The organism is Chryseobacterium indologenes (assembly GCF_002025665.1).
Taxonomy (GTDB): Bacteria; Bacteroidota; Bacteroidia; order Flavobacteriales; family Weeksellaceae; genus Chryseobacterium; species Chryseobacterium metallicongregator.
The window spans coordinates 2,406,424-2,428,593 of sequence record NZ_CP018786.1 but is presented as its reverse complement, the minus strand read 5'-3'; the positions used below and the strand labels follow the sequence as shown (position 1 = coordinate 2,428,593).

Here is a 22,170-nt window from a genome sequence, read left to right as displayed (position 1 = left end):
CCTTTTTATTCGTCAGATTTTAAGTTTTGATGGGCAAAATCAGCCATTTCATTCACTGCAGCCTGTACTTCTTCCAATAGTTCTCCCATGTGCATAAATCCGTGAACCATATCTTTGTAAAGACTTGCTTTAAGCTCAACTCCTGCGTTTTTCATATTTTCAGAAAGCTGTTTTCCATCATCCAGTAAAGGATCATGCTCTGCCAGAATGATTAAGGTAGGTGGCGTTTCTTTAAAATCTTTAATTAAAACAGGAATCGCGAGCGGATTTTCATTTTCTTTTTCCGGAAGATAGCCAGCCCAAGCTTCTATACCGCCTTGTTTGTTAAGAACCGGACCGTTTTCATAGATTTCCCAGGTCTTTGAGTTCAATTGATTGTCTACAGCAGGGTAAATCAAGGCCTGAAATTTCAATTGTTTTCCGAGCTGAGTAGAAACTGCCGTTGATAAAGCTGCTCCGGCACTGTCACCAATGATTCCAACCTTATCAGGATCGATTCCTAAAAATTCTGCATTTTCAAATACCCATTTTACACCACCAATACAATCATTTAAACCAGCTGGAAAAGGATATTCGGGAGCAAGGCGGTAATCTATAAAAATAATAACGGATCCTGTTTTATTAGCCAGTTTACGGACTACAGCATCGTGTGTTTCATAACCACCAGCAATAAACCATCCTCCATGAATATAAATAATAGCCGACGATTGTTGAACATCTCTTCCTTTAGGACGGTAAATCCGGATAGGAATCTGATGATTTTCCTGTGGAATATGCAGTTCTTCAATCATAGCTACTGATTCTTTCTTCCCGCTAAGCTGAAGAGACATGGTTTCAAGAAATTTGCGTGCTCCGTCTAAAGAATCCTGTGGATTGAAGGGTTGTATGGTTTCTAAATGATTTAAAATTTGTGTTATTTTAGGAGTTAATTGCATTTTTATTTTGATTTAAGTTGTTGCTGCTACGGAAAACATGAGCGCTATTGTCTTTCCTATTGCAGTTATTTTCTGTTTTGATGAACAAAATTAAATCTCAAACCTTACATTTGCATTGTATACAGCTAAATGTATGGTACTAACAAATTTGTAAGTAATGGGCAAAATAAAAGAAAACTCAACGAATAATATCAATAAAAAGTATATCCAGGGATGTGATCTGAGCTATGCAGTATGCAAAATCGGAGGGCGTTGGAAGCTGATCATTTTAAACAAGTTAAAAGACGGAAAATTACGCTTCAGTGAGCTTAGAAACTCTATTTCAGGAATAACGGAAAGAATGCTAACCCTTCAGCTGAGAGAACTTGAAAAAGAAAGCCTGGTAAAAAGAACTGTCCACGCTGAAGTTCCGCCAAGAGTAGACTATGAACTTACGGATATTGCCAGAGAGCTGATCCCCATTTGGAAACAGCTTGATGAATGGGGAGGAAAACACAGAGAAATGATGCAGGCACAGGAAAATATAGAAGAAGTATCATAAAAAAGCTTCGGAGGATTTTATCGCAGATAAAATCCTCCGAAGCAATACATAGGTTTAGGATAAAAAATACTTTTCTTTTTATGCTTTATTTACTTTTTTACAAAACAGGATGTGCGCTATCAGAGCCAGAACTCCAAAGGCCGTTCCTACGAAGCATACACCGGTCCATTGAGCCTTTTGCCAGGCAATAGAAGCCAGCCAGGTTCCCAGTGATCCTCCGATAAAATAAGACACCATATAAACGGTATTCAGTCTATTAACAGCATTTGATTTGATAAGGAAATAATTGGTCTGGTTCATAATGTGACTTGACTGTACTCCCAGATCTACAAGAATTACTCCGACAATCAGCCCCCAATAGGTTTCTCCGGCAAAATAAGTAAACCCCCAGCTTGCTATTACAATCAATAAAGAGTACAATATTATCCGGTTAATATCCAGATACTTTTGAAGCTTTCCCACTTTGGCTGCGGCTAAAGCTCCTACAGCACCTGCTAATCCAAAGCTCCCAACTACAGAAGATCCTGCATTAAAAGGTGGCTTTTCCATATGAAAAACTAATGTGGTAAACAAAGCACACATTGATCCAAATGCCATTGCTCCACGGAAGGATGCCAGCTGAAGAATCGGTTGTGTTTTGGCAAGTTGGGCTACAGAACGCATCAGCTCTTTATAAGTTCCTTTAAAATTGGGAGACAGCTCTGGAAGCATTTTATAAACAGCTAACCAAACAAGGATCATCAGTCCTGCTGCAATTCCAAACATGGCTCTCCATCCCCAGACTTCCCCTACTATTCCCCCTATAAAACGGGAAAGAAGGATTCCCAACAATAATCCGGACATAACCAGCCCAATATTGGCTGATTTCTCTTTATCAGATGAAAGCTCAGCTGCAATCGGGACAAATAATTGCGGAATAACCGATGTAGCTCCAATCAGTAAACTGGCTGCATACAGCATCCACAACTGAGTAGCAAAAGTCATCCATAAAAGTGAACCGAAAACCAGACACAAATCAATTAAAATTAATTTCTTGCGGAAAAACTTATCTCCCAAAGGAACAATCAGCAGCAATCCTAATGCATAGCCAATCTGTGTAAGGACAGAAATTTTACTTGCAGCACTTTCGGAAACCTGAAGTTCTTCAGAGATGAGTGCCAATAAAGGCTGATTATAATAATTGTTGGCGACTACAAGCCCGGAAATAACGGCCATAAGCCAGATGACCGTCCGGGAAATACCATAGGAAGAACTCTCCTGCATTACGTATAAAGTTTTTATTTGAATTGAAAGTCATCTGACAGCAGATCGTCAGATTTTTAAGAGATCAAATATAATCATTAAAAAAAGAAAATTTCCGGTCTTATCTTTTACATCCTTATGAATAATCAGTAATGCTGCGATAAGTAGAATGATTTCAGTATTCTGCCTCTATGATTGTTTTTATTGATCATATATATCGATGAAAAACCTTTTAAATATTAGAAATATTAAGGAAATTTGCAGCATGAAAATTATTCCACTTAAAGAAGGCAATTTTTCTGCAAGCAAAACCAAAGACTTTACGCTTTTAACAGAAGAAAATTTTGATACAATCGGAGGAATCAAAATGTCTGTTCAGCCATTTCTTATCATTACTGAAAATGATTTTATCCTTTTAGATGCTGGGATTGGCTGGAAAAATGAATCCAGAAATACAATGGTTTCAGAAATTCTTAAAAAGGAAAATATTCGTCCTGAACAGATCACAAAGTTATTGCTTTCCCATCTTCATAAAGATCATATTGAAGGAGCTGTAAAGCTTACAGAAAATGGTTTTGAGGCTGCTTTTCCCAATGCTCAGATTTATATTCAGAAACGTGAACTGGATTTTGCAATGGAAAAGAAAGGAAATCCTTCTTTTGATTTTGATGTGCTGGAAAAACTAATTCAGCTTCCTAATATCATATGGATGAATGAAGATCAGGGACAGATCACAGACGAAATTTCATATGAAGTAGTTGGCGGACATACTCCTTTTATGCAGGTGTTCTGGATCAGGGAAAATGGGGAAACTGTTTTTTATGGAGCTGATGATCTTCCGCAGGCTTCTTATTTAAAATATCATTTAGCCTATAAAAGTGATTTCGATGGCAGAAAAGCAATGGAATTAAGACTTACATGGGAAAAGGAAGCAAGAGAGAACAACTGGAAAATTCTTTTGTATCATGATCTGGAGAAATCTGTAGTAGAAGTTTAAATATAAAAAATGGTTTAAATTTCATTAAACCATTTATAGATATCAAATTCAGAAGGAATATTGAGTTTTTTTCTGATCCTGTTTTTCCTGTTTTGTATTGCTTTTGGGGTAACAAAAATACAGGTTGCAATTTCCTTGGTAGTCATATTGAGCTTAAGGTAAATACAAAAGATCAGTTCAGAATTTTTAAGGGAAGGCTGTATATCAGATAACTTTTTAAAAAAATCGGGATAAACCAGTCGGAATTTATTTAAGAGACGAGGGGAATTGCTTTTGGCTAATGCCATTATTTCGTCTTGTACAAGAATCTTTTGGGTTAAATCCTCTAAGTTAGTTTCAGGTTTTCTATTTTTCATAATACTTTTTCATCTCTTATTTCAGATGCCACATCTCTTGTGAATCTGTACAAAGTCTTTTTTTCACTGTTCAATTTGTGTTTTACCGAATCAACATTGGGAACAAAATAATTTTTATGTATTCAAAATTCTATAGCTTTTAATCAATATTACGCAACGATTGATGATGTATAGCCCGCATTTATTGAATGATTATGTTAAAAAAATTACACATATGAATTTCTTTCCATTTTTATACAGGCAAAGAAAGAGAAAATGATTAAAATTTTATTAAATACGTGTACCACATAGATACCACGTTATATATTGAGTCGAAATATCATAATTGCTTTTATCAACTTGTTTCCCATTATTTGCGTTTCTGTTTTGATAGGAAGTAAATGTAGTCTGTTATTCCGTTAACTTTTTATGATCTCGATCAATGTTTTCAACCTATTTATCGGAAAAAACTAAATATATGTGGTATATGAATGGTACCACATCATAGGAGAAATAAATAAAATGGGTGTTCCTTTATTACTATAAAATTTTGAAGCATCAGGCAATCTCTCAAAGAGATATTTAAAATTTTAGCTGAAAATAAATAACAACTATGATCCCTGAAAATTTACTCATCTCGTTTGGAGCAGAAATTAAAGACTATAAAGCAGAAGCTATTATTTTCCGTGAAGAAGAGTCACCAATATATTATTACCAGATTCAAAAAGGTAAAATTAAACTCAATAATTATACAGAAAACGGGAAAGAGTTTATCCAAAATATATTCTCAGATGGTCATAGCTTTGGAGAATCCTTACTTTTTGTCAACAGACCTTATCCTATGAACGCTGTTGCAATGGTAGATTCAAGTATTTTTATAATGCCGGGACAGAACTTTATGGAGCTGCTCCGGAATAACCCTGAAATTTCATTAAATGTTTATCAATGTCTCGCTGAAAGAATGTATTATAAATATATCATGCTTTATAATCTTTCATTCCAAAACCCTGTTTCCAAACTAAAACTCCTGATGGATTATCTGAAAAGCTACCATGACGATAAAACCCCTTATTCTTTCCAGATTCCCCTTACCCGCCAACAGCTTGCTTCACTTACCGGATTATGTGTAGAAACAGTTATACGAACCATAAAACATATGGAAAAGGATCAAATTTTGAAAATAGAACGCGGGAAGATTTATTATTAAAAGGCAAAAGCCGGGCTGAGTCCGGCTTTTTTTATTATTGCTCTTTATTCTTTATTATTTTCAAGTCCTGAAGATAATTCTTACAGCCTTCAAAATCGAAATATTTTTCTTTTAATAATTTCACCTGATAAGATATAGGAAGATATTTCCCCCACTTAGAAAAATCAATAATTTCAGGTCTGTTTTCTAATAAATCATTCAGTATTTTATTAATATTTTGCTCTATATCAGAACTAATGAAGGCTATTTTTAGTTCTTCTGTGGTATAGTTTTCTATTTCAAAAGCACTTTTTTGAGGATCCAATACATTCTCTATATTCAGACTATTCAATAACAATTCTATAGTACGGTTAATTCTTGAACTTGTAAAAGAATAAAAAGTAAGCTTTTCATTATGCTCCAACAAAGGTCTTTCCTTTTTGAAATCACTGATGGTAAAAGAAGAAAATTCACTTCGTAAAAGAATAATGATTTGTTGAGCAACATCATCCAGAAATTCATATTGTTCTTTAGAAATAAGTATTTCAAACATTTTTTCTCTGATCTGATGAACTGTATCCGCAGCATCTCCGAAAAATTTAGGTTTCTTACCATCTCGGGCAGGGATTACCTCTATTTTTTTTGTCTGATAATCAATATCTTTTATGCTCCATATTTTAGCAGAAAGATAAATATTTTCATCTATTCTTATTTGTGGAGTTAAAGGTAATTCTCCAATTTTCACTCCGTTACTGGCTACTTTAAAAAACACAGGAGTACTAAAAAGACTGTAGAACTCTTTCGTGTTTACCACTTCTTCTCCATCTATACCAATGATCAATTCATTTCCTAGTTTTTCAAAAAAATCAATAGCAATAAGATGGCTGATGATTTCTTCTGTTTCTTCTATACTAATTTCTGTAAAGGCAGAATTTCCTTTCATTTCTTCTACAAGCTTAGATAAAGAAACTCCGGAAGAGCTTTTAACAATAGATAAAAGCTGATGAACCATTACATCATATGGCTTTTTGTTGATATAAACAGGCTCTATATAATGTTCCTGATAGAGCATCCAACATGCCAGAGACTGTAATAAGCTCCATGTTTCTGTTGCATACAGGAATAAATTACTGGCTTTACCTTCTCTTCTACCACTTCTTCCTACACGCTGAATAAGTGAAGCAATACTATGGGTAGCATCAATCTGTACCACTTCATCTACATTACCAATATCTATTCCTAATTCCAATGTTGAAGTACAGGAAATACAAAAATTCTGTAACGTTGAATTTTTAGCAAAAAACTCAACATATTCACGAACTTCTTTATCTACAGAAGAATGATGTGAAAAATAATTTTTGTGTCCCCCTACTTTTTCTGAAATTTGTTTCAACTTCACCGCAACTTCTTCTACTCTTCCACGGGCATTGGGAAATATTAAAACTTTACTTTCTCTGGTTCGGATGTAAAGGTCTTTTAATAATGGCAAAGGCAGTTCCTCAACAGAGCCTGGGAAATATTTAAATACCACATTAATTGGTTTTGGAGTAGTATCTCTAATAACTTTTGTATGCTCACTATCCCCAAAAAATTCTTTCAGCTCAATATACTGATTTGTATCACTTACCGTTGCAGAAAGCCCGACAACACTGAACTTTTTACCATTTACTTTTTGAAGTCGATTCAATAAAGATTGTAAATGAGTTCCTCTGTCTGAACCTAGAAAAGAATGAATTTCGTCAATAACCACATAATTCAGGGCAGAGAACAGATGGCGTATATTATAAGGTTTATTGACAAACATTGCTTCCAGAGATTCCGGAGTGATAAGAACAATGCCCTCCGGATTCTTCAAAAGTCTGTCTTTAGCTCCTTTAGAAGCTTCACCATGCCATTTTGTGACAGGAACATCCAGATATTCGCAGAGACTTTCTACCCTGAGAAACTGATCGTTAATCAAGGCAATAAGTGGTGAAATATAAAGTACTTTTACACCTTGTTCTTTAAAATTCACCTTAGAAAGAATAGGTAGAAAAGCAGCCTCAGTTTTCCCTGAAGCTGTTCTTGATATTAAAATATAATTATTGTCCGTAGAAATGATTTTTTGAATGGATGCCTCCTGAATAGGTCTAAGACTTTCCCATTTTTTATCCCGGATATATTTCCTGATTGGTTCTGAAAGTAAATTGAAAGCCGTCATAATTCTTCAATACTGTCTAACAGAATAAGATCACTTGGTCTTTCATCTGTGATTTCAATTTCTCCAAAAAGTCTTTTTTTATCAACTTCCGGGTTTTGTCTGATAATATTAAGGATATTCAAAAAGTCCCTGATCACCTCTCTTGGTGTAAGGAATTCTGCGGCCCCTGGTTTGTTGAAAATTTCTTCCATAAAAGTGGAAATCTCCTCATCTGTAATATTCAGTTCTATTTTATAGTTAAAATCAAAAATAAGTTTCAGTTTTTTTAACAGAACAAATATTTCATTATGGTTCAAAGGCATCAGCTTAATCACAGGCTGTGCAAAATCACGGAATTCAGAAGTTTCAAATTTATTGGCTTCCAGTCTTGATTTCAGAGCCTTATAACTAAACAAACCTCTTCTTTCGTTTTCCAGAAATTCTTTTGTTCCGGCAAAATTGATGAAAAGATTAGCTACTTTCCCTTGAAAGCAATCATTATATATAGATAAAATTTTCTCATAGTTTTTCTCACGCGAAGCCATAGTAGAAATTTTATAGAGGTTGATGGCTTCGTCCAAATTGATCATAAAACCACTGTAACCCATGCTTACAAAAAGTTTACAAAAGTTTTTAAGCATGTCATAATAATTGGAATCATTGATGATTTCTCTGATTCCTAAATCCTGTCTTGCTTCTGTCTTAGTGCTATACTCTCCTTTCAACCATTTCAGGGCATTTCTGCGCAATAATTCATCTCCTTTGATATAACCTTCATAGTATTTAACAATAGCAGAACCAAAGTCAAAACCGCCCACTTCTGTAATTTCGTTGACTGTTTTCATAATAGAATTCTGAATTAGCTCCAGGTACTGATCATTTCGGATCTCTAACAAGGATAAATGGTTTTCTTCTGCTGTTTTTGCAATCACCTGCTCAATCCACTTTTCAAGTAAAGTCTGCAAAGCACCGCCTTCTGGTTTCGTTTGGATGGCAATATTGTCCATAATCGCAGAATATAGGATTACACTTTTCCCATCATTAGAGTAAAGTCTGTTATCCGGTGTGAAATCAGCATTGGCTACCACAAATTTTTGTTTTAAAGCCACTGTATTTAGAAGATGAAGCATAAAAGATTTTCCACTTCCGAAATCTCCGATCCAGAATTTTACCAGACTGAGACCGTTTTTAACATCATCCAGAGAACTTATAAAAGCATTAATTTCTTCAGATCTCCCAACGGTAATATGTTGTACTCCTATTTTAGGTACTACACCGCTTACCAGAGAGTTGATAATAGAAGTAGCTTCTTTTGGTTTAATATTGTCAATCATTGTTTAAAAGTTTTTTATAATAATTTGTGTTTATAATAAAGTATCCGTCTTCTTCTTCAATCAGAATATCATCAAGAAGTTCAAAGCAGCATTCATTAACGGAATCTATGGTAGAACCCATAAAGAGGCCTTTTATTTTAATAAAATCCTGAAGTTCTTCCTGTGGGATATTGAAACTATGCTTTTCAAATAAGTCAAGAAGATCTTTTTGTAAATCGGTTAAATGAAGATCATTCCTGTATTTGCAAACCTCAATTTCTGATATCTGTGGAGTAATGGTTATTATTAATTCTTCTTCATCAACAGATTCTGTTTGCTGTACGAAAAGTATTTCTTCTTCGCTGTCATCATTGAGAATCTGGCCTAATATATCCGCTGTTTCAGAATGTTGTGCCTGAATATTTTTAATTGCATCATGATCAATCTTAATTCTCTTTCTTTTAGGAAGATAGAACTGACTGATTTTCTCAAGGGCTGCATTCATATTTCTGTCAGCTATAAAATCATTCAGGATCTTTTCAAAGTCAGAAAGTAATTCTTTAGTAAAAAACAGGTTTTTCTGAATGTTTTTCGGAAATTCCCTTTTATCAAATTTAGGAGAATTCAGATCCTTTTCTAAATAATGAATATAAAGTCTCAATGCACAATTTTTGTCATGCTCTGCCACAAATTTTGAAGATTCAAAAAAGATTGCATCTACAGATGGATTTTTGATATTAACATCTGTCAGTCTGAAAATTTCTCTCTCAAAGGCTAATGGATTAGAATAATCATCCCGAATCAGTTCAAATTTTGACTTCCAGCGGTTGGTATTATTTTCATTAAGAATAATATTGGTTTTGTAATCCGCATCAAGAATCTGAAATTGATTTTCGATCAGGAAATTTTCAAGCTTTAAAACGATTTTTTTATTGTACTGATAAAGAATATCCTGATCAGTATAATTGAAATCAGTATTTATTTTCCTTTTGATACCATACACTTCACGGACATTATTTTCACATAGTTTTAAAATATGATTGAAAATTTCTGTCTGTACAGAACTGTAAATATAACTGTAGTTCAGGCTGTCTTTTTTATAGTTATAACGCAGACAGACGATGATTTCCGACAATTCATCAATGACAGTTGCATATGATTTATTGACCGGAATACAGTTGGCATAAAGGTAGTCTATTGATCTTAAGAACTGCTTTATAATTTGTATTCTGCAAAATTCAATCTCGTTGAACACATTATTAGAAAAAGACAAAGGATCGAGTATGGCAGTCTGATTCTCATTAAGATTAAGTTTTCGGCTGTATTTCTTACCAATTTTCCATAAGTCTGGATCATAAGACCGATGTTGATCCTCAGGATTCACAGCAATAAAATTTTCATTTCCAAAATCAATGGGAATTTCAGAATTTCCGGAAACATCGATAATAAAAGGATCTGTAGGTGATGAAACTTTATCGTTCGACATAGTGTATTTGTGGGGTTATCATTATAAACTATTCTGAAGAGCTTTTTCAAATAGAATCAAAAATATCAAACTCATGAACTAAAATAATGGTGTGCCCAGATTTTCTGAGATCTAAAGCTTTTTCCACTTTTCTTCCATAGCACGAATAACTCCAGCAGGCATTGTTCGTATCCCCGATAATCAGATAATCTGTCTTTTTGGAGATGCTATTCACAGAAATCCCACCTTTATTGGTAATAGCCTTCTGCAGCTCACTTCTGTTGCCTCTGCTTAGAATTCCGGTAATACAGAAGGTTTTATTTTCAAAAATAATTTCAGGATCTACAGCACAAATTCCAGAAATAGAAACACCTTCGGTATCTTTTTCTACTTTTTCAGCAATGTCTGTATTTTTCAACTCAACAAACTGTTTAATAAAAGCTGTAAGAACAGCTCTTTCTTCTTCTTCTATTTTCTTGTCTGCAACGATGGATAAAACAAGGCTCCTGATTTCATCATAAGGGTAATATGAATTCAAATGTTCATTTTCAGACAACCATTCGTGGAGCTTAAAAATTTCCTCATCATTGAGGATACCATCAGCCAGTATGCCATGAAAGATCCCCTGCAAAAGCTGTAAATCTGATGTAATTCCATTATAGTATATACTGTCATGTTCATATTTCTGACAAAGCCAGTAGAGATCTTCAACAGCTTCCTTAGCAGGAATTTCGTTGGATACAGTATTTTCAATTAACAGCATAAATTCGCGGAATGGATTTCTGTTAATCAGATCATAATGCTCTTTGGCCCATAATCTGAGTTCATCCATTTCTTTGCCATCAATAATATTATCGGAAAGAATGCCTAATAAAAGTCCTTTTAAAGAATTAATGGCTTTGTCTGCTCTTGCTTTGGAAGTAAGAACCTGTAAATCAAGGTTTTCAAAATCGCTCATCTTAATACAATTGTGTTTATTAGTTAATTAGTTTTTTGATTATCAATCAATTTTCTAATATAAGTAATATAATGACTCAAATGTATTGAAGATCTGGAAATATTTTTTACGGTTTTCCACAATGAAATAAGAGAAATGGTGAAAATAGAACTGCAACTATCTTTATTTCATCAATCTTAAAATGTTATAGGCTGCAGTTATTGATCCAACTCTTTCTGAAACTCTTCCAGATATCGGGAAAGGTGAATTCCATCTGCCAATCCGTGATGTGCTTCAATTGACACCGGAAGATATTTTCTTCCTTCTCGAATGTTGAATCTTCCAAAAGCAATTTTAGGAATCGATTCTGTTGTGTTAAAATCAGTAGGATGCAATATCGCACTGAACGAGTTCCATGGAATGGTGGTGTGCCTGATGTGGTCTTTCCCCAACCTTTCATTGCTAAGTCTCAACCCTGTACTTTCATGTACTCCTTTTATCTCCTCCTGCAGAGCTGCATTGAATGTTTCGAAATCTTCTGAGAAAGGAGTGAATGAAAAACCGAAAGTACCATCCGGTCTTCCAATCGTACTACCAGCATGAACGGTATCAAACTGTATCACCTGCCCATCAATAATTCTCAGCTTTAGCTCATCTACTCTATTGATCGCCACCATAGATTTGTGAAAATAATAGGCAAAAAATGAATACCCTTTTTCTCTTGCTGTACTGTAGGCGTGTGTACAGTCTACCTCTGTTGTAAATCCAAAATAAGGGCTTGCCATGTTAGAAAAAAATTCAAAATGTTCTTTTCTGTTCCAGTTCTCTATATCTACGATCCTCATTGATTCTTATTTGTTGCAAATTTCTGAAAGTTTATCCGGTTTTAAAAGTTTATGCTTAAAAATATAATTAAAACTTAATTTTGTAAAATACCTATTTGGTCGATATTTTGCTGCAAAACAATGGTATTTTATACTTTCATTGATTTACTTTTTCAACTAACTCCTTTTCATCCAGGAGATTGAAAATATACAAACTTAATTAATAACAAAATAAAAGATAGGATAATGGAAAAAGTAGGATTTATCGGATTAGGAAATATGGGCCACCCTATGGCAAAAAATATTGAAAAAGCGGAATTTCCACTTTCAGTTTATAACAGATCATCAGAAAAAGCCAAAGATTTTGAAGAAAAATCTACAGTCTACACCCAAATTAAAGACCTTGTACAAAATAGTGATATTATTTTCACAATGTTAACCAATGACCATGCTGTAAAAGCAGTATATAAAGAAATTCTTCCTTTAAACATTCAGGGAAAACTCTTTGTGGATATGAGTACTATTTCTCCGGAAACGTCCACAGAAACCGCTGCCACTCTCAAAATAAAAGAAGCTTCGTTTATTGATGCTCCCGTAGCAGGAAGTACTTTACCGGCAAAAGAAGGAACACTGATCATTATGGCAGGAGGCGAAGAAAAAGACATTCAGCGCGCCATGCCTTATCTTTTGAAAATGGGAAAATCTGTAAAACATTTGGGTGAAAACGGAAAAGGAATCGCAGGAAAACTTTCTATCAATTATTTTCTGTCCACTATTTATCAGGGACTGGCGGAAACTGTTTTATTAGCCGGAAAATTAGGAATTGAACGATCAGACATGCTGGAAATCATCAACGAAAGTGCCAGTGGAAGCGGTGCTACCAAAGTAAAAACACCGATGCTAATTACTGACCAGTACGCTCCGGCATTTGCCCTTGATCTGATGCTGAAAGACATTCTTCTTGCAAAAGATGCAGGAGCAGATTATCCTCTGTCCGAAGCTTTGATTCAAACGTATCAAAATGCACACAACAAAGGTTTTGGTGAAGATGATGTGATTGGAATCATCAATTATTTGAAAACAATAGGATAAATACAGAGATTATGAATTACAAAGGAAACCGTTGGTCTGCCAGAAAAGTAAATCAGATTTACATCGTTAGTCTTGATAATCATTCCAATATTGTAGAAGGTTTAACGGACTTTATTCAAAACCAAAACATCCAGGCAGGAGAAGTAACCGGTATAGGAGCTGTGAGTGAAGCTACTCTCCGATTCTTTAATCCAACCACCAAAAAATATGTAGATAAGACTTTCAAAGAACAGATGGAAGTCACTAATATTTCCGGAAATGTTTCTGAAATAGAAGGAAAACTGACTCTTCATCTTCATATTACACTCGGAAGAGAAGATTACACCGCTTTGGCAGGACATCTTCTGGAAGCAAAAATTCAGGGAGCTGCGGAATTTATTTTCTATCCATTGAATACAAGAACTGTAAAAATTAAAAATGAGGAAATAGGAATCAATCTCTATGATTTTGAAAAATAATGTTTTGATGCGTTTGAAAATAGTAATTTTGATGAAATATTTATTTGATGTTTGAAGTTCTGCTTTCCCATATCGAAAATAAGGTTGATATCACGGAAGAACAAAAGAATCAGGTTCAGTCTTTTTTTACCCTTAAAAAACTTCGCAGAAAACAATATCTTCTTCAGGAAGGAGATATCTGCAAATCGTTGTCTTTTGTAAGCAAAGGGCTGCTAAAGTCTTATTTTCTGGATGAAAAAGGAAATGAGCACATCAATATGTTCGCCTTTGAAGGCTGGTGGATTTCAGATTTCAACAGCTTTATCAATCAGGAAAAATCGGTACTCAATATTGATGCGATTGAAGAAACTGAAGTACTGATGATCACCTTGGAAGACTATGAAAAAATGATGCTGGAAATTCCTGTAATGGATCGCTATTTCAGAATTTTATACCAAAACAGCCTCGTAACGAAAGATTACAGACTCATTGTGTCCAATAGCTACACTGCTGAAGAAAAATATCTTCAACTGGCACAAAAGAATCCGGAAATGATCAAAAGAGTGCCACACAACCTTATTGCCTCTTACCTTGGTCTTGCACCGGAAACCGTAAGCAGAATCCGTAAAAAGAATTCTTTAAATAATACTTGATCCAAATCAATCCAAATGCATGATCCACATCAAGCGTAAGAGCCTGCTGTCAACCATAATTTTGTACAAGAAATTTTACAATACTTATGGAAAATATTGCATTGGTAGTAGGTGCTACCGGAATTACAGGAAGTAATCTTGCAGAAGAATTAATTGCACAAGGCTGGACAACATACGGATTATCCAGAAACCCGAACACCAATATGGATGGGCTTCGTCCCATTAAAGCAGACCTTCTGAATGAGCAGAACCTTGCAGAAGCACTGGAAGGAATCTCTCCCACTCATATTTACTTTACCACATGGATGCGCAACGACACTGAAGAAGAAAACATCCGTGTCAACAGCCTATTGGTGAGAAATCTGCTAAACATTTTATCTCTTAAAAAATCGGTTCAGCATGTGGCATTGGTTACAGGGCTTAAACACTATTTAGGTCCATTTGAAGCTTATGCTAAAGAAGGAGTTTTACCGGAAACACCCGTCAGAGAAGAACATCCAAGACTTCCACTTCCCAACTTTTATTATGCACAGGAAGACGAAGTTTATAAAGCTTCTGAAAGAGATGGTTTTACATGGAGTATTCACAGGCCTCACACCGTAGTTGGATATGCCGTAGGAAATCTTATGAATATCGGAACTACATTGGCTGCATATGCCAGCATCTGTAAAGAAACCGGAAGAAAATTCATCTGGCCGGGTTCAGAGGCACAGTGGAATGGTGTTTCAGATGTAACTGATGCAAGAATACTAGCCAAACAATTGGTGTGGGCTTCATCTACAGAATCTGCAAAAAACCAGGCTTTTAATATTGCTAACGGAGATGTTTTCCGATGGAAATGGCTTTGGAAAAGACTAGCAGACTGGTTCGGTGTAGAAGCTGAAGGTTTCGATGGTACCATAAGACCTCTTGAAAAAGAAGTTGAAAATGATCACGAAATATGGAAAACCATTGCAGAGAAATATAATCTCAAAGAAAGTAACCTTAACCATCTGTCATCTGCGTGGCACACTGATCTTGATCTGGGAAGACCACTGGAAGTGATGTGTGATATGTCTAAAAGCAGAAAATTGGGCTTTACAACTTATATAAGTACAGTAGATTCTTTTACAGAAGTATTTGAAAGATTGAGATCAGAAAATATGATCCCTTAATAATATGTAGGAAAACGCAAAGACATAGGAAAATCATAAATGATTGACAGATTCTCGCAGATTTTATGATTAATCAACAGACAATAAAATAATATTTTGAAATATTCAGAATTAAATTTTATCGGAGCTAAAATCTTTGCGCTTTAGAACTGTCACATTGTAAAACCTTTCTTGCGTCTTTGCGCTTTTCCAACAGTTAAATTATAGTATAATTGTGTTTTTTTTAATGGTTAAAAGTTAGATCTCAGTAGTTGTCACCCCGAATTTCTTTTTGAAAGAAGAATAAAAGTGAGATAAATTCTCAAAACCCAGATCAAGATAAATATCTGCAGGTTTCTTATCTCTGTTTTTAATCAAATAATAGGCTTCCTTTAATCTTTTTTCTTTCAGCCACTGTTTCGGTGTCATTTCAAAGGTCTTGTTGAAATCTCTTTTAAACCCCGAAAGACTACGCCCTGTGAGCCTTGCAAAAGCATCTACAGAAACATTGAACATAAAGTTTTTATTCATAAAATCCTTAAGATCAATTTTATGAGGTTCAGAAAAATCAAAAAGAAGATTTTTAAAATCCGGATTGCTCAGCAAAAGTAATTCTAAGGCTTCCTTCACCTTTAATGCGGCTAACTTTGGAGGAATTTCCTTTGTTTTATTAATGTAAGGAATAAGAGAAGCGAAATAGCTTTTAAAAAAATCATCAGGCTCAAAAAATAACCGTTCATTACTAAGAAATTTGGCACTTACATTGATTTTGTTTTCAGTAGCATACTGTCTCAGCGTTTCATCATCCAATGTCATAGAAACAAACTGATACTTTTCATGAGCCGAAGGATATTTTATCGTTCTGATCAGTTGATTTTTTCTCACCAGAACCACTGTATTCTCTTTGATTACTGTTTTACCATGTTCATGAAAAGCATGAGTTTCTCCTGAGATCTGAAATCCAAGAAAATGATCCGGAATAAATTCCTCATGGCCTCTGTAAGATTCAAAGGCACACGAATAAACAAGTTGATCAAATATGATTTCAGAAGTATTTTCCATTATACAAATATCTGAAATTTAAGCAATAGCATAAGCTCCTGCCTCCGCAATTTCTTTATCCTGTTCAGGACTCCCCCCTGAAGATCCGATGGCGCCCATAATATTTCCTGCTGTATCTTTTATGACAACACCACCAGGAATAGTCAGAAGCCCTTCATTTGAATTCAGCATTCCATACCCATGAAAACCGGTTTCAGAAATAATGCTTCCCATCACCTCACTGTTTACTCCAAACATCACTGCTGTTTTTGCCTTTTTAACAGCAAAATCAATTACTCCATAAACGCTATCTAGTCTGGCCAATGCAATAATGTGTCCGCCCATATCTACCACAGCAATAGTCACAGGAATATTCATTGATAAGGCTTTTTCTTTGGCTGCATGTAAAGCTTTCTCTGCCGTTTTATAATTCAACTCCATAATATTAGCTTTTTGTGGTCCATGCATCTGCCTGAAGCTGTTTTACAAACTCTTCAGTTTCCTTTGGATGTACATTTCTAAAATTACTGTTGTCATCTAAAGCAACATTTACAATAACATCCGCCATAGACTTAGGATCAAGCTGGTGTGCTAAAGATTCTGCTGCTCCATCAAACGCTGATTCCGGAGTAAAGTTGATTTTCGGATCATACCAATGGAAAATAGAATCTACTCCTCTATCATTGAAACCTGTTCCAAATACGCCGGGATTACACGTTGCAATTTTGATATTGAATGGAGCTAATTCAGTTCTCAGTCCTTCTGCAATAGATTCCAACGCATGTTTGGAAGCACAGTAAGCAGCTACATAAGGAACGGTCCATAAACCTCCCATTGAAGATGTGAAAACAATCTTACCATTCTTCTTTTCAACAAACTTTTTGATATAGCCCTGTGCAAGATTTAAAGCACCAAATACATTTACTTCAAACATAGAGCGGATAATATCTACGGGCTGCTCTGCAATCGGACCACCTTCCATAATTCCGGCATTGCTGATGAGAACATCAATATCATTATATTTCTTTAAAATATAATCTACATCTCTCTGGCTCGTTACATCCAATTTGTCCACTGTAAGATTCACATCCTGTTCTTTGGCTTCACGGATTAAATCACTCATCTGAGGATAGACCTGTGTAGTGGCGATTACTTTGTGTCCTTTTTTAGCAAGATCAAAAGCCGCTATCTTTCCAAATCCGCTTGCTGCACCTGTAATTAAAATTGTTTTATTCATTGTATTCTTTTTTAATGATGGTACAAATTTCAAAGATTTTAAAAAGGTCAATATTGCCTGGAAGTTCATTTTTATATTGCTGAAAAGTTCAGAAAGTGTATCAGAAAAGAATGTTTTTTCAAATAACTCTCCTTTTTACATCATAAAAAAATAGAATTATCGTTAGATTGGTAACCTGTACAATATAACTAATAACGAACATATGCTTAAAATTAAAACACTCTTTTTAATTCTTCTCACCTCCTCTTCTTTTAGCTTAGCTCAAAACTGCACTTGTGAAAGTAATTATCTGTGGGTGAAAAAGACCTTCGAGGAAAATGATGCCGGATATCAGTATATTATTGATAAAAAGGGCGTTTTAGCTTATCAGGCTCATAACAATGACTTTCTGCACAGAATCAAAAATATAAAATCAGATACGGAATGTACCCAGACGATCTATGAATGGCTTAAGTTCTTCAGATCCGGGCATTTTTCAATTTCAAAAATTGGAAATAAAATCCAGGAAACTCAGCCAGTGGTTGTGAATGAAAATACCAAAACAGAACTGATAAAAGTAGATATAGAAAAGTTCAAAAAAGAAGTGTTAAATAAAAAAGAATCAGACATTGAAGGAATTTGGGAAACTGAGCCTTACACTATAGGAATTAAAAAGTTGGGAGAAGTCTACAAAGGCTTTATCATCATATCCGGAGCTGAAAACTGGAAACCAAACGAGTTAAAACTAATTTTCAATGTTGACAAAACCAAAGGAACTTACTATTTAAGAAACAAATCGAGTCAGGAAATAAATAACATACGGTTAGTAGGAAAAAATTATCTTGAAATCAATGACTTTACCCTGAAAAGAGTTTCTCCAAAATTTGAAAAAGAAGAAGGTATTGAAACATATTATCAAGCGATCACAGCCCAAAAACCTTTTCTGAAGGAACTCAACAAAACGACTCTACTTTTGAGAATTCCTTCATTCAACGGTGCTTTGAGAAAAGATATAGATAGCGTCATTACAGCCAATCAATCTAAAATTGAAAGCACAGAAAATCTTATTATTGATATCAGAAATAATGGCGGTGGCAGCGATAACAGCTTTGCCAAAATTATTCCTTATCTCTATACAAACCCTATCAGAAGTGTCAGAACACAATTTTATTCTACAAAACTGAATAATCAAAGGATGCTGGATCTTTATGAGAATTATCAGAAATATGGAATACCTGCAGAGGAAAGAGAATATCTAAAGAAAGCTTATGATAAGCTCAGCCAAAACCCGGGCAGGTTTGTAAGCCTGCAGGACGATGGGAATTTGGTAGGAATTAATAAAATGGATAAAATTTCACCTTACCCAAAAAATGTAGGGATCATCATCAATAAAGGAAACGGAAGTACAGCAGAAGAGTTTTTACTGGCCGCTAAACAAAGCAAAAAAGTAAAGCTTTTTGGAACCACTACAGCAGGTGTTTTGGATATTTCCAATATGTATTTTGTAAATTCTCCATGTAATGAATTTAAATTCGGATATGCACTCTCCAAAAGCTTCCGTATACCTGATATGGCTATTGATGAAAAAGGTATTCAGCCAGACTATTTCATTGATAAAACTATCCCCGATTATCAATGGATTGACTTTGTAAGCGATATGTTGAATGAAAAATAAACTATCCAAGCTGTTTCAAATAGAAACAGCTTTTTTATGCTTTAAAATCCTATTATAATCCTTCCTTTCATTATTTAACACTAAAGATATGAATAGAAACGGGCTTCAGCCCATTTATTCTTTAACACATTCCATTGGAGCCAAAACCTATTATGAATAATCATTCCTACAATATGGAATGATTCATAAGATCTCATACCACAATAATAAAAAAATAAACACTTTATTGTAAATTGGTTAACTTTTTGAAGCTTATTTTCTAAACCAGTCACACCATTGAAATTAATCACATTTACCAAAAAAGGCATTTACTGTCCACAGGGAAAATTTTATATAGATCCCTGGAGACCTGTAGACATGGCAGTTATTACCCATGGCCACGCCGATCATGCCCGCTGGGGAATGAAAAAATACCTTTGTCACCATTTTACCAAACCTATTCTGCATCAGAGAATCGGAACCGATATCGAATGCCAGAGCGTAGAATATGGAGAAGTGATTACCATCAATGGAGTAAAACTTTCACTTCACCCTGCCGGACATATCATTGGTTCTGCTCAGATAAAGCTTGAATATAAAGGATATGTGACAGTAATCTCAGGAGATTATAAAGTTCAGGATGACGGATTGAGCACACCTTTTGAGCTGGTAAGATGTAATGAATTTGTCACAGAAAGTACCTTTGGACTGCCTATTTACAACTGGCTGGAAGTTCCGGATTTAAATAAAAAACTCCAGAACTGGGTGCTGAAAAATAAAGAAAATAATAAAACTTCTGTATTCATCGGGTATTCTTTAGGGAAAGCCCAACGCATTATGAAAGCAGTGAAAGAATTAGGGAAAATATACGTTCATTATTCCATCGGAAAGCTTAATGAAGCCTTTGAAACAGTAGGAATTGAACTTCCAGAATATACCATTGCAGATTTCAGAGAACGCCCAAAAGAGATGGAACACGAAATTGTGATTGTACCACCTGCTTTGCTCGACAGTAATATCATTAAGAAAATTCCAGATCCGGCTACAGCGATATGTTCCGGATGGATGCAGGTGCGTGGCGCCAGAAGATGGCGAAGTGCAGATGCAGGATTTGCGATGAGTGACCATGCAGACTGGAAAGGATTGTTACAAACAGTAAAAGCAACTGAAGCAGAGCTGGTTCATGTTACTCACGGACAGACGGAAGTTTTTTCCAAATATCTGAATGAAACAGGAATTAAAGCAGATGTTGTAGAAACACTTTACGGTGAGGATGAAGAAGAATCTGAAAAAGAAATCTCACAAAATCCGGAATCATGAGACATTTTGCAGACCTTATCAACGCATTGGAAACAACCAATAAAACCAATGCTAAAATTGATGCCATCATTGATTATCTCGAGCGCGCTCCTGATGAAGATAAAGTATGGTTTATCGCTTTATTTACCGGCAAAAGACCTAAGAGAAATGTCAATACCAATTACATGAAAGAATGGGCGCTGGAAATCACAAAACTTCCTTATTGGCTGTTTCAGGAATCTTATTCTGCAGTAGGCGATCTTGGAGAAACGTTATCATTAATTCTCCCGCCTCCACAGGAAAAAATAGAACGTTCATTATCAGAATGGATGAATGATATTGTTAATCTGAAGGGCCAAACAGATACAGAAAAGAAAGAATTTGTACTGCAATCATGGAATGGTCTGGATTATACCGAGCGTTTGATTTTCAATAAATTAATTGGCGGAAGCTTCCGGATTGGAGTATCAGATAAAACATTAATCAATGCACTGACAAAATTTTCCGGGCAGGAATCTAGTGCGCTCATGCACAGTTTAATGGGAAAATGGTTACCGGATGAAGTCACTTTCAAAGAGCTTATTGATGCGGAAAATATAAATCCTGACAACTCAAAACCTTATCCTTTCTGCCTTGCCTATCCTTTGGAAAAAGAAACTGAAGAACTGGGAAATCCTGATGAATGGCTGGTAGAATACAAATGGGACGGAATACGTGGGCAGATCATCAGAAGAAACGATGAAGTGTTCATCTGGTCAAGAGGTGAAGAACTCGTTACAGAACAATTTCCGGAAATTACAGATGCCATAAAAGCAATGAAAGGCAACTTTGTACTGGATGGAGAAATACTTGCAGTAAACGATAGTAAGGTTTTAAATTTTAATGAGTTACAAAAGAGATTAAACAGGAAAACTTTAACTAAAAAAATGCTCTCAGAAATCCCCATAGAAGTCTTTGTCTACGACTTGCTGGAACTGGAAGGCAACGACCTGAGAGAAAAACCAATCTCCGCAAGAAGAGCTTTACTTGAAGAATTATTATTGAATGAGAATCCCGAACGCATCAGTATTTCCCAAAGTCTGCATTTTGAAAAATGGGAAGAGCTGAATTCGCTTCGTGAAAATTCAAGAGAAGTAAACAGCGAAGGATTGATGTTAAAACAAAAAAATTCACCTTATCATTCCGGAAGGAAAAAAGGCGACTGGTGGAAGTGGAAAATCAATCCTTTTACCATTGATGCAGTTTTGATCTACGCCCAAAAAGGCAGCGGTAGACGAAGTGCTTATTACACAGATTATAGTTTTGCAGTGAAGAACGGAGATAGCTTGGTGACCATTGCCAAAGCCTACTCAGGATTAACGGATAAAGAAATCATGGAGGTGAGCCGGTTTGTTACCAAAAATGCCATTGAAAAATTTGGTCCTGTAAGAACGGTAAAAGCGGAACTGATTTTCGAAATTGCTTTTGAAGGCATAGGTTTCAGCAACCGTCATAAAAGCGGTGTAGCCCTACGATTTCCTAGAATTGTAAGATGGAGGAAAGATAAAACTGTAGACGAAATTGATGATTTGGAAGAGATTAAAAAATTAATACAGTAATTATTGTAACGCAATGGCGCAATGACTTTTTGCTTAAGCGTAATATTTTTTGTTCGCAAAGGCACTATGTTCATGAATAGTAAGACATTGTCT

21 protein-coding genes are annotated in these 22,170 nt (G+C 35.2%); 10 read left to right on the top strand and 11 right to left on the bottom strand.

Going from position 1 to position 22,170, the window contains the following annotated elements; genetic code table 11:
• Nucleotides 1-5 precede the first annotated feature (5 nt).
• Complete coding sequence (locus tag BUE84_RS11020; RefSeq protein WP_079241669.1) at nt 6-935, bottom strand: alpha/beta hydrolase; 930 nt, start codon at nt 933-935, stop codon at nt 6-8.
• Nucleotides 936-1,092: 157 nt separating this feature from the next.
• Here BUE84_RS11020 and BUE84_RS11015 point away from each other — a divergent pair, with 157 nt between their 5' ends.
• The gene (locus BUE84_RS11015; protein WP_079241668.1) at nt 1,093-1,476 is read left to right on the top strand and encodes a winged helix-turn-helix transcriptional regulator; all 384 of its coding nucleotides are present in this window, start codon (nt 1,093-1,095) and stop codon (nt 1,474-1,476) included.
• Nucleotides 1,477-1,554: 78 nt separating this feature from the next.
• Here the strand turns inward: BUE84_RS11015 and BUE84_RS11010 are convergent, their stop codons facing one another.
• The gene (locus tag BUE84_RS11010) at nt 1,555-2,739 is read right to left on the bottom strand and encodes an MFS transporter (RefSeq protein ID WP_079241667.1); all 1,185 of its coding nucleotides are present in this window, start codon (nt 2,737-2,739) and stop codon (nt 1,555-1,557) included.
• Between the two features lie 244 nt (nt 2,740-2,983).
• On the opposite strand from BUE84_RS11010, the gene BUE84_RS11005 reads away from it, so the two are divergent.
• Complete coding sequence (locus BUE84_RS11005) at nt 2,984-3,715, top strand: MBL fold metallo-hydrolase (RefSeq protein ID WP_079241666.1); 732 nt, start codon at nt 2,984-2,986, stop codon at nt 3,713-3,715.
• Nucleotides 3,716-3,729: 14 nt separating this feature from the next.
• On the opposite strand, the gene BUE84_RS11000 is transcribed toward BUE84_RS11005, so the two are convergent.
• Nucleotides 3,730-4,071, bottom strand: a complete 342-nt coding sequence (locus tag BUE84_RS11000; protein WP_079241665.1) for a helix-turn-helix transcriptional regulator — start codon at nt 4,069-4,071, stop codon at nt 3,730-3,732.
• A gap of 592 nt (nt 4,072-4,663) precedes the next feature.
• On the opposite strand from BUE84_RS11000, the gene BUE84_RS10995 reads away from it, so the two are divergent.
• Entirely contained in the window at nt 4,664-5,257 is a 594-nt protein-coding gene (locus tag BUE84_RS10995; RefSeq protein ID WP_079241664.1) for a Crp/Fnr family transcriptional regulator, read from the top strand.
• 34 nt (nt 5,258-5,291) lie between these two features.
• Here BUE84_RS10995 and BUE84_RS10990 read toward each other — a convergent pair whose 3' ends face one another.
• The 5 genes from BUE84_RS10990 to BUE84_RS10970 all read right to left on the bottom strand — a co-directional run bounded on the left by BUE84_RS10990 (nt 5,292) and on the right by BUE84_RS10970 (nt 11,975).
• Nucleotides 5,292-7,436, bottom strand: a complete 2,145-nt coding sequence (locus BUE84_RS10990) for a DEAD/DEAH box helicase (RefSeq protein ID WP_079241663.1) — start codon at nt 7,434-7,436, stop codon at nt 5,292-5,294.
• A complete protein-coding gene (locus tag BUE84_RS10985; RefSeq protein WP_079241662.1) occupies nt 7,433-8,749 on the bottom strand; it encodes an ATP-binding protein in 1,317 nt (438 codons plus the stop codon). The genes BUE84_RS10990 and BUE84_RS10985 overlap by 4 nt, the downstream gene beginning before the upstream one ends.
• Complete coding sequence (locus BUE84_RS10980; RefSeq protein ID WP_079241661.1) at nt 8,742-10,214, bottom strand: tellurite resistance TerB C-terminal domain-containing protein; 1,473 nt, start codon at nt 10,212-10,214, stop codon at nt 8,742-8,744. Before BUE84_RS10980 ends, BUE84_RS10985 begins: the two co-directional genes overlap by 8 nt.
• Before the next feature lie 46 nt (nt 10,215-10,260).
• Nucleotides 10,261-11,151 (bottom strand): BRCT domain-containing protein, encoded by an 891-nt coding sequence (locus tag BUE84_RS10975; protein ID WP_079241660.1) that lies wholly within the window; start codon nt 11,149-11,151, stop codon nt 10,261-10,263.
• 197 nt (nt 11,152-11,348) lie between these two features.
• Nucleotides 11,349-11,975, bottom strand: coding sequence for a chloramphenicol acetyltransferase (locus BUE84_RS10970; protein ID WP_079241659.1), 627 nt, complete (start codon nt 11,973-11,975; stop codon nt 11,349-11,351).
• 225 nt (nt 11,976-12,200) lie between these two features.
• Between BUE84_RS10970 and BUE84_RS10965 the strand changes: the two genes are divergently transcribed.
• The 4 genes from BUE84_RS10965 (at nt 12,201) to BUE84_RS10950 (ending at nt 15,290) form a co-directional block, all read left to right on the top strand.
• Entirely contained in the window at nt 12,201-13,046 is an 846-nt protein-coding gene (locus BUE84_RS10965) for an NAD(P)-dependent oxidoreductase (RefSeq protein ID WP_079241658.1), read from the top strand.
• Between the two features lie 11 nt (nt 13,047-13,057).
• Nucleotides 13,058-13,504, top strand: coding sequence for a PPC domain-containing DNA-binding protein (locus BUE84_RS10960; RefSeq protein WP_079241657.1), 447 nt, complete (start codon nt 13,058-13,060; stop codon nt 13,502-13,504).
• Between the two features lie 47 nt (nt 13,505-13,551).
• Entirely contained in the window at nt 13,552-14,136 is a 585-nt protein-coding gene (locus tag BUE84_RS10955; RefSeq protein ID WP_079241656.1) for a Crp/Fnr family transcriptional regulator, read from the top strand.
• Nucleotides 14,137-14,222: 86 nt separating this feature from the next.
• Nucleotides 14,223-15,290, top strand: coding sequence for an SDR family oxidoreductase (locus tag BUE84_RS10950; RefSeq protein WP_079241655.1), 1,068 nt, complete (start codon nt 14,223-14,225; stop codon nt 15,288-15,290).
• Between the two features lie 237 nt (nt 15,291-15,527).
• Here BUE84_RS10950 and BUE84_RS10945 read toward each other — a convergent pair whose 3' ends face one another.
• The 3 genes from BUE84_RS10945 to BUE84_RS10935 are packed head-to-tail and all read right to left on the bottom strand — an operon-like array spanning nt 15,528 to nt 17,547.
• The gene (locus BUE84_RS10945; RefSeq protein WP_079241654.1) at nt 15,528-16,331 is read right to left on the bottom strand and encodes a helix-turn-helix domain-containing protein; all 804 of its coding nucleotides are present in this window, start codon (nt 16,329-16,331) and stop codon (nt 15,528-15,530) included.
• A gap of 18 nt (nt 16,332-16,349) precedes the next feature.
• On the bottom strand, nt 16,350-16,751 hold the full coding sequence (locus BUE84_RS10940) for a GlcG/HbpS family heme-binding protein (RefSeq protein WP_079243917.1): 402 nt from the start codon (nt 16,749-16,751) through the stop codon (nt 16,350-16,352).
• Between the two features lie 4 nt (nt 16,752-16,755).
• The gene (locus BUE84_RS10935) at nt 16,756-17,547 is read right to left on the bottom strand and encodes an SDR family oxidoreductase (protein ID WP_079243916.1); all 792 of its coding nucleotides are present in this window, start codon (nt 17,545-17,547) and stop codon (nt 16,756-16,758) included.
• A 295-nt stretch (nt 17,548-17,842) separates the two neighbouring features.
• Here BUE84_RS10935 and BUE84_RS10930 point away from each other — a divergent pair, with 295 nt between their 5' ends.
• The 3 genes from BUE84_RS10930 to BUE84_RS10920 all read left to right on the top strand — a co-directional run bounded on the left by BUE84_RS10930 (nt 17,843) and on the right by BUE84_RS10920 (nt 22,077).
• Nucleotides 17,843-19,201 (top strand): S41 family peptidase, encoded by a 1,359-nt coding sequence (locus BUE84_RS10930; protein ID WP_238594405.1) that lies wholly within the window; start codon nt 17,843-17,845, stop codon nt 19,199-19,201.
• Nucleotides 19,202-19,477: 276 nt separating this feature from the next.
• Nucleotides 19,478-20,500 carry a ligase-associated DNA damage response exonuclease gene (locus BUE84_RS10925; RefSeq protein WP_079241652.1) on the top strand — a complete coding sequence of 341 codons (1,023 nt, stop codon included), beginning with the start codon at nt 19,478-19,480 and terminating at the stop codon, nt 20,498-20,500.
• Nucleotides 20,497-22,077: an ATP-dependent DNA ligase gene (locus tag BUE84_RS10920; protein WP_079241651.1), complete on the top strand. Its 1,581-nt coding sequence runs from the start codon at nt 20,497-20,499 to the stop codon at nt 22,075-22,077. Before BUE84_RS10925 ends, BUE84_RS10920 begins: the two co-directional genes overlap by 4 nt.
• Nucleotides 22,078-22,170 lie beyond the last annotated feature (93 nt).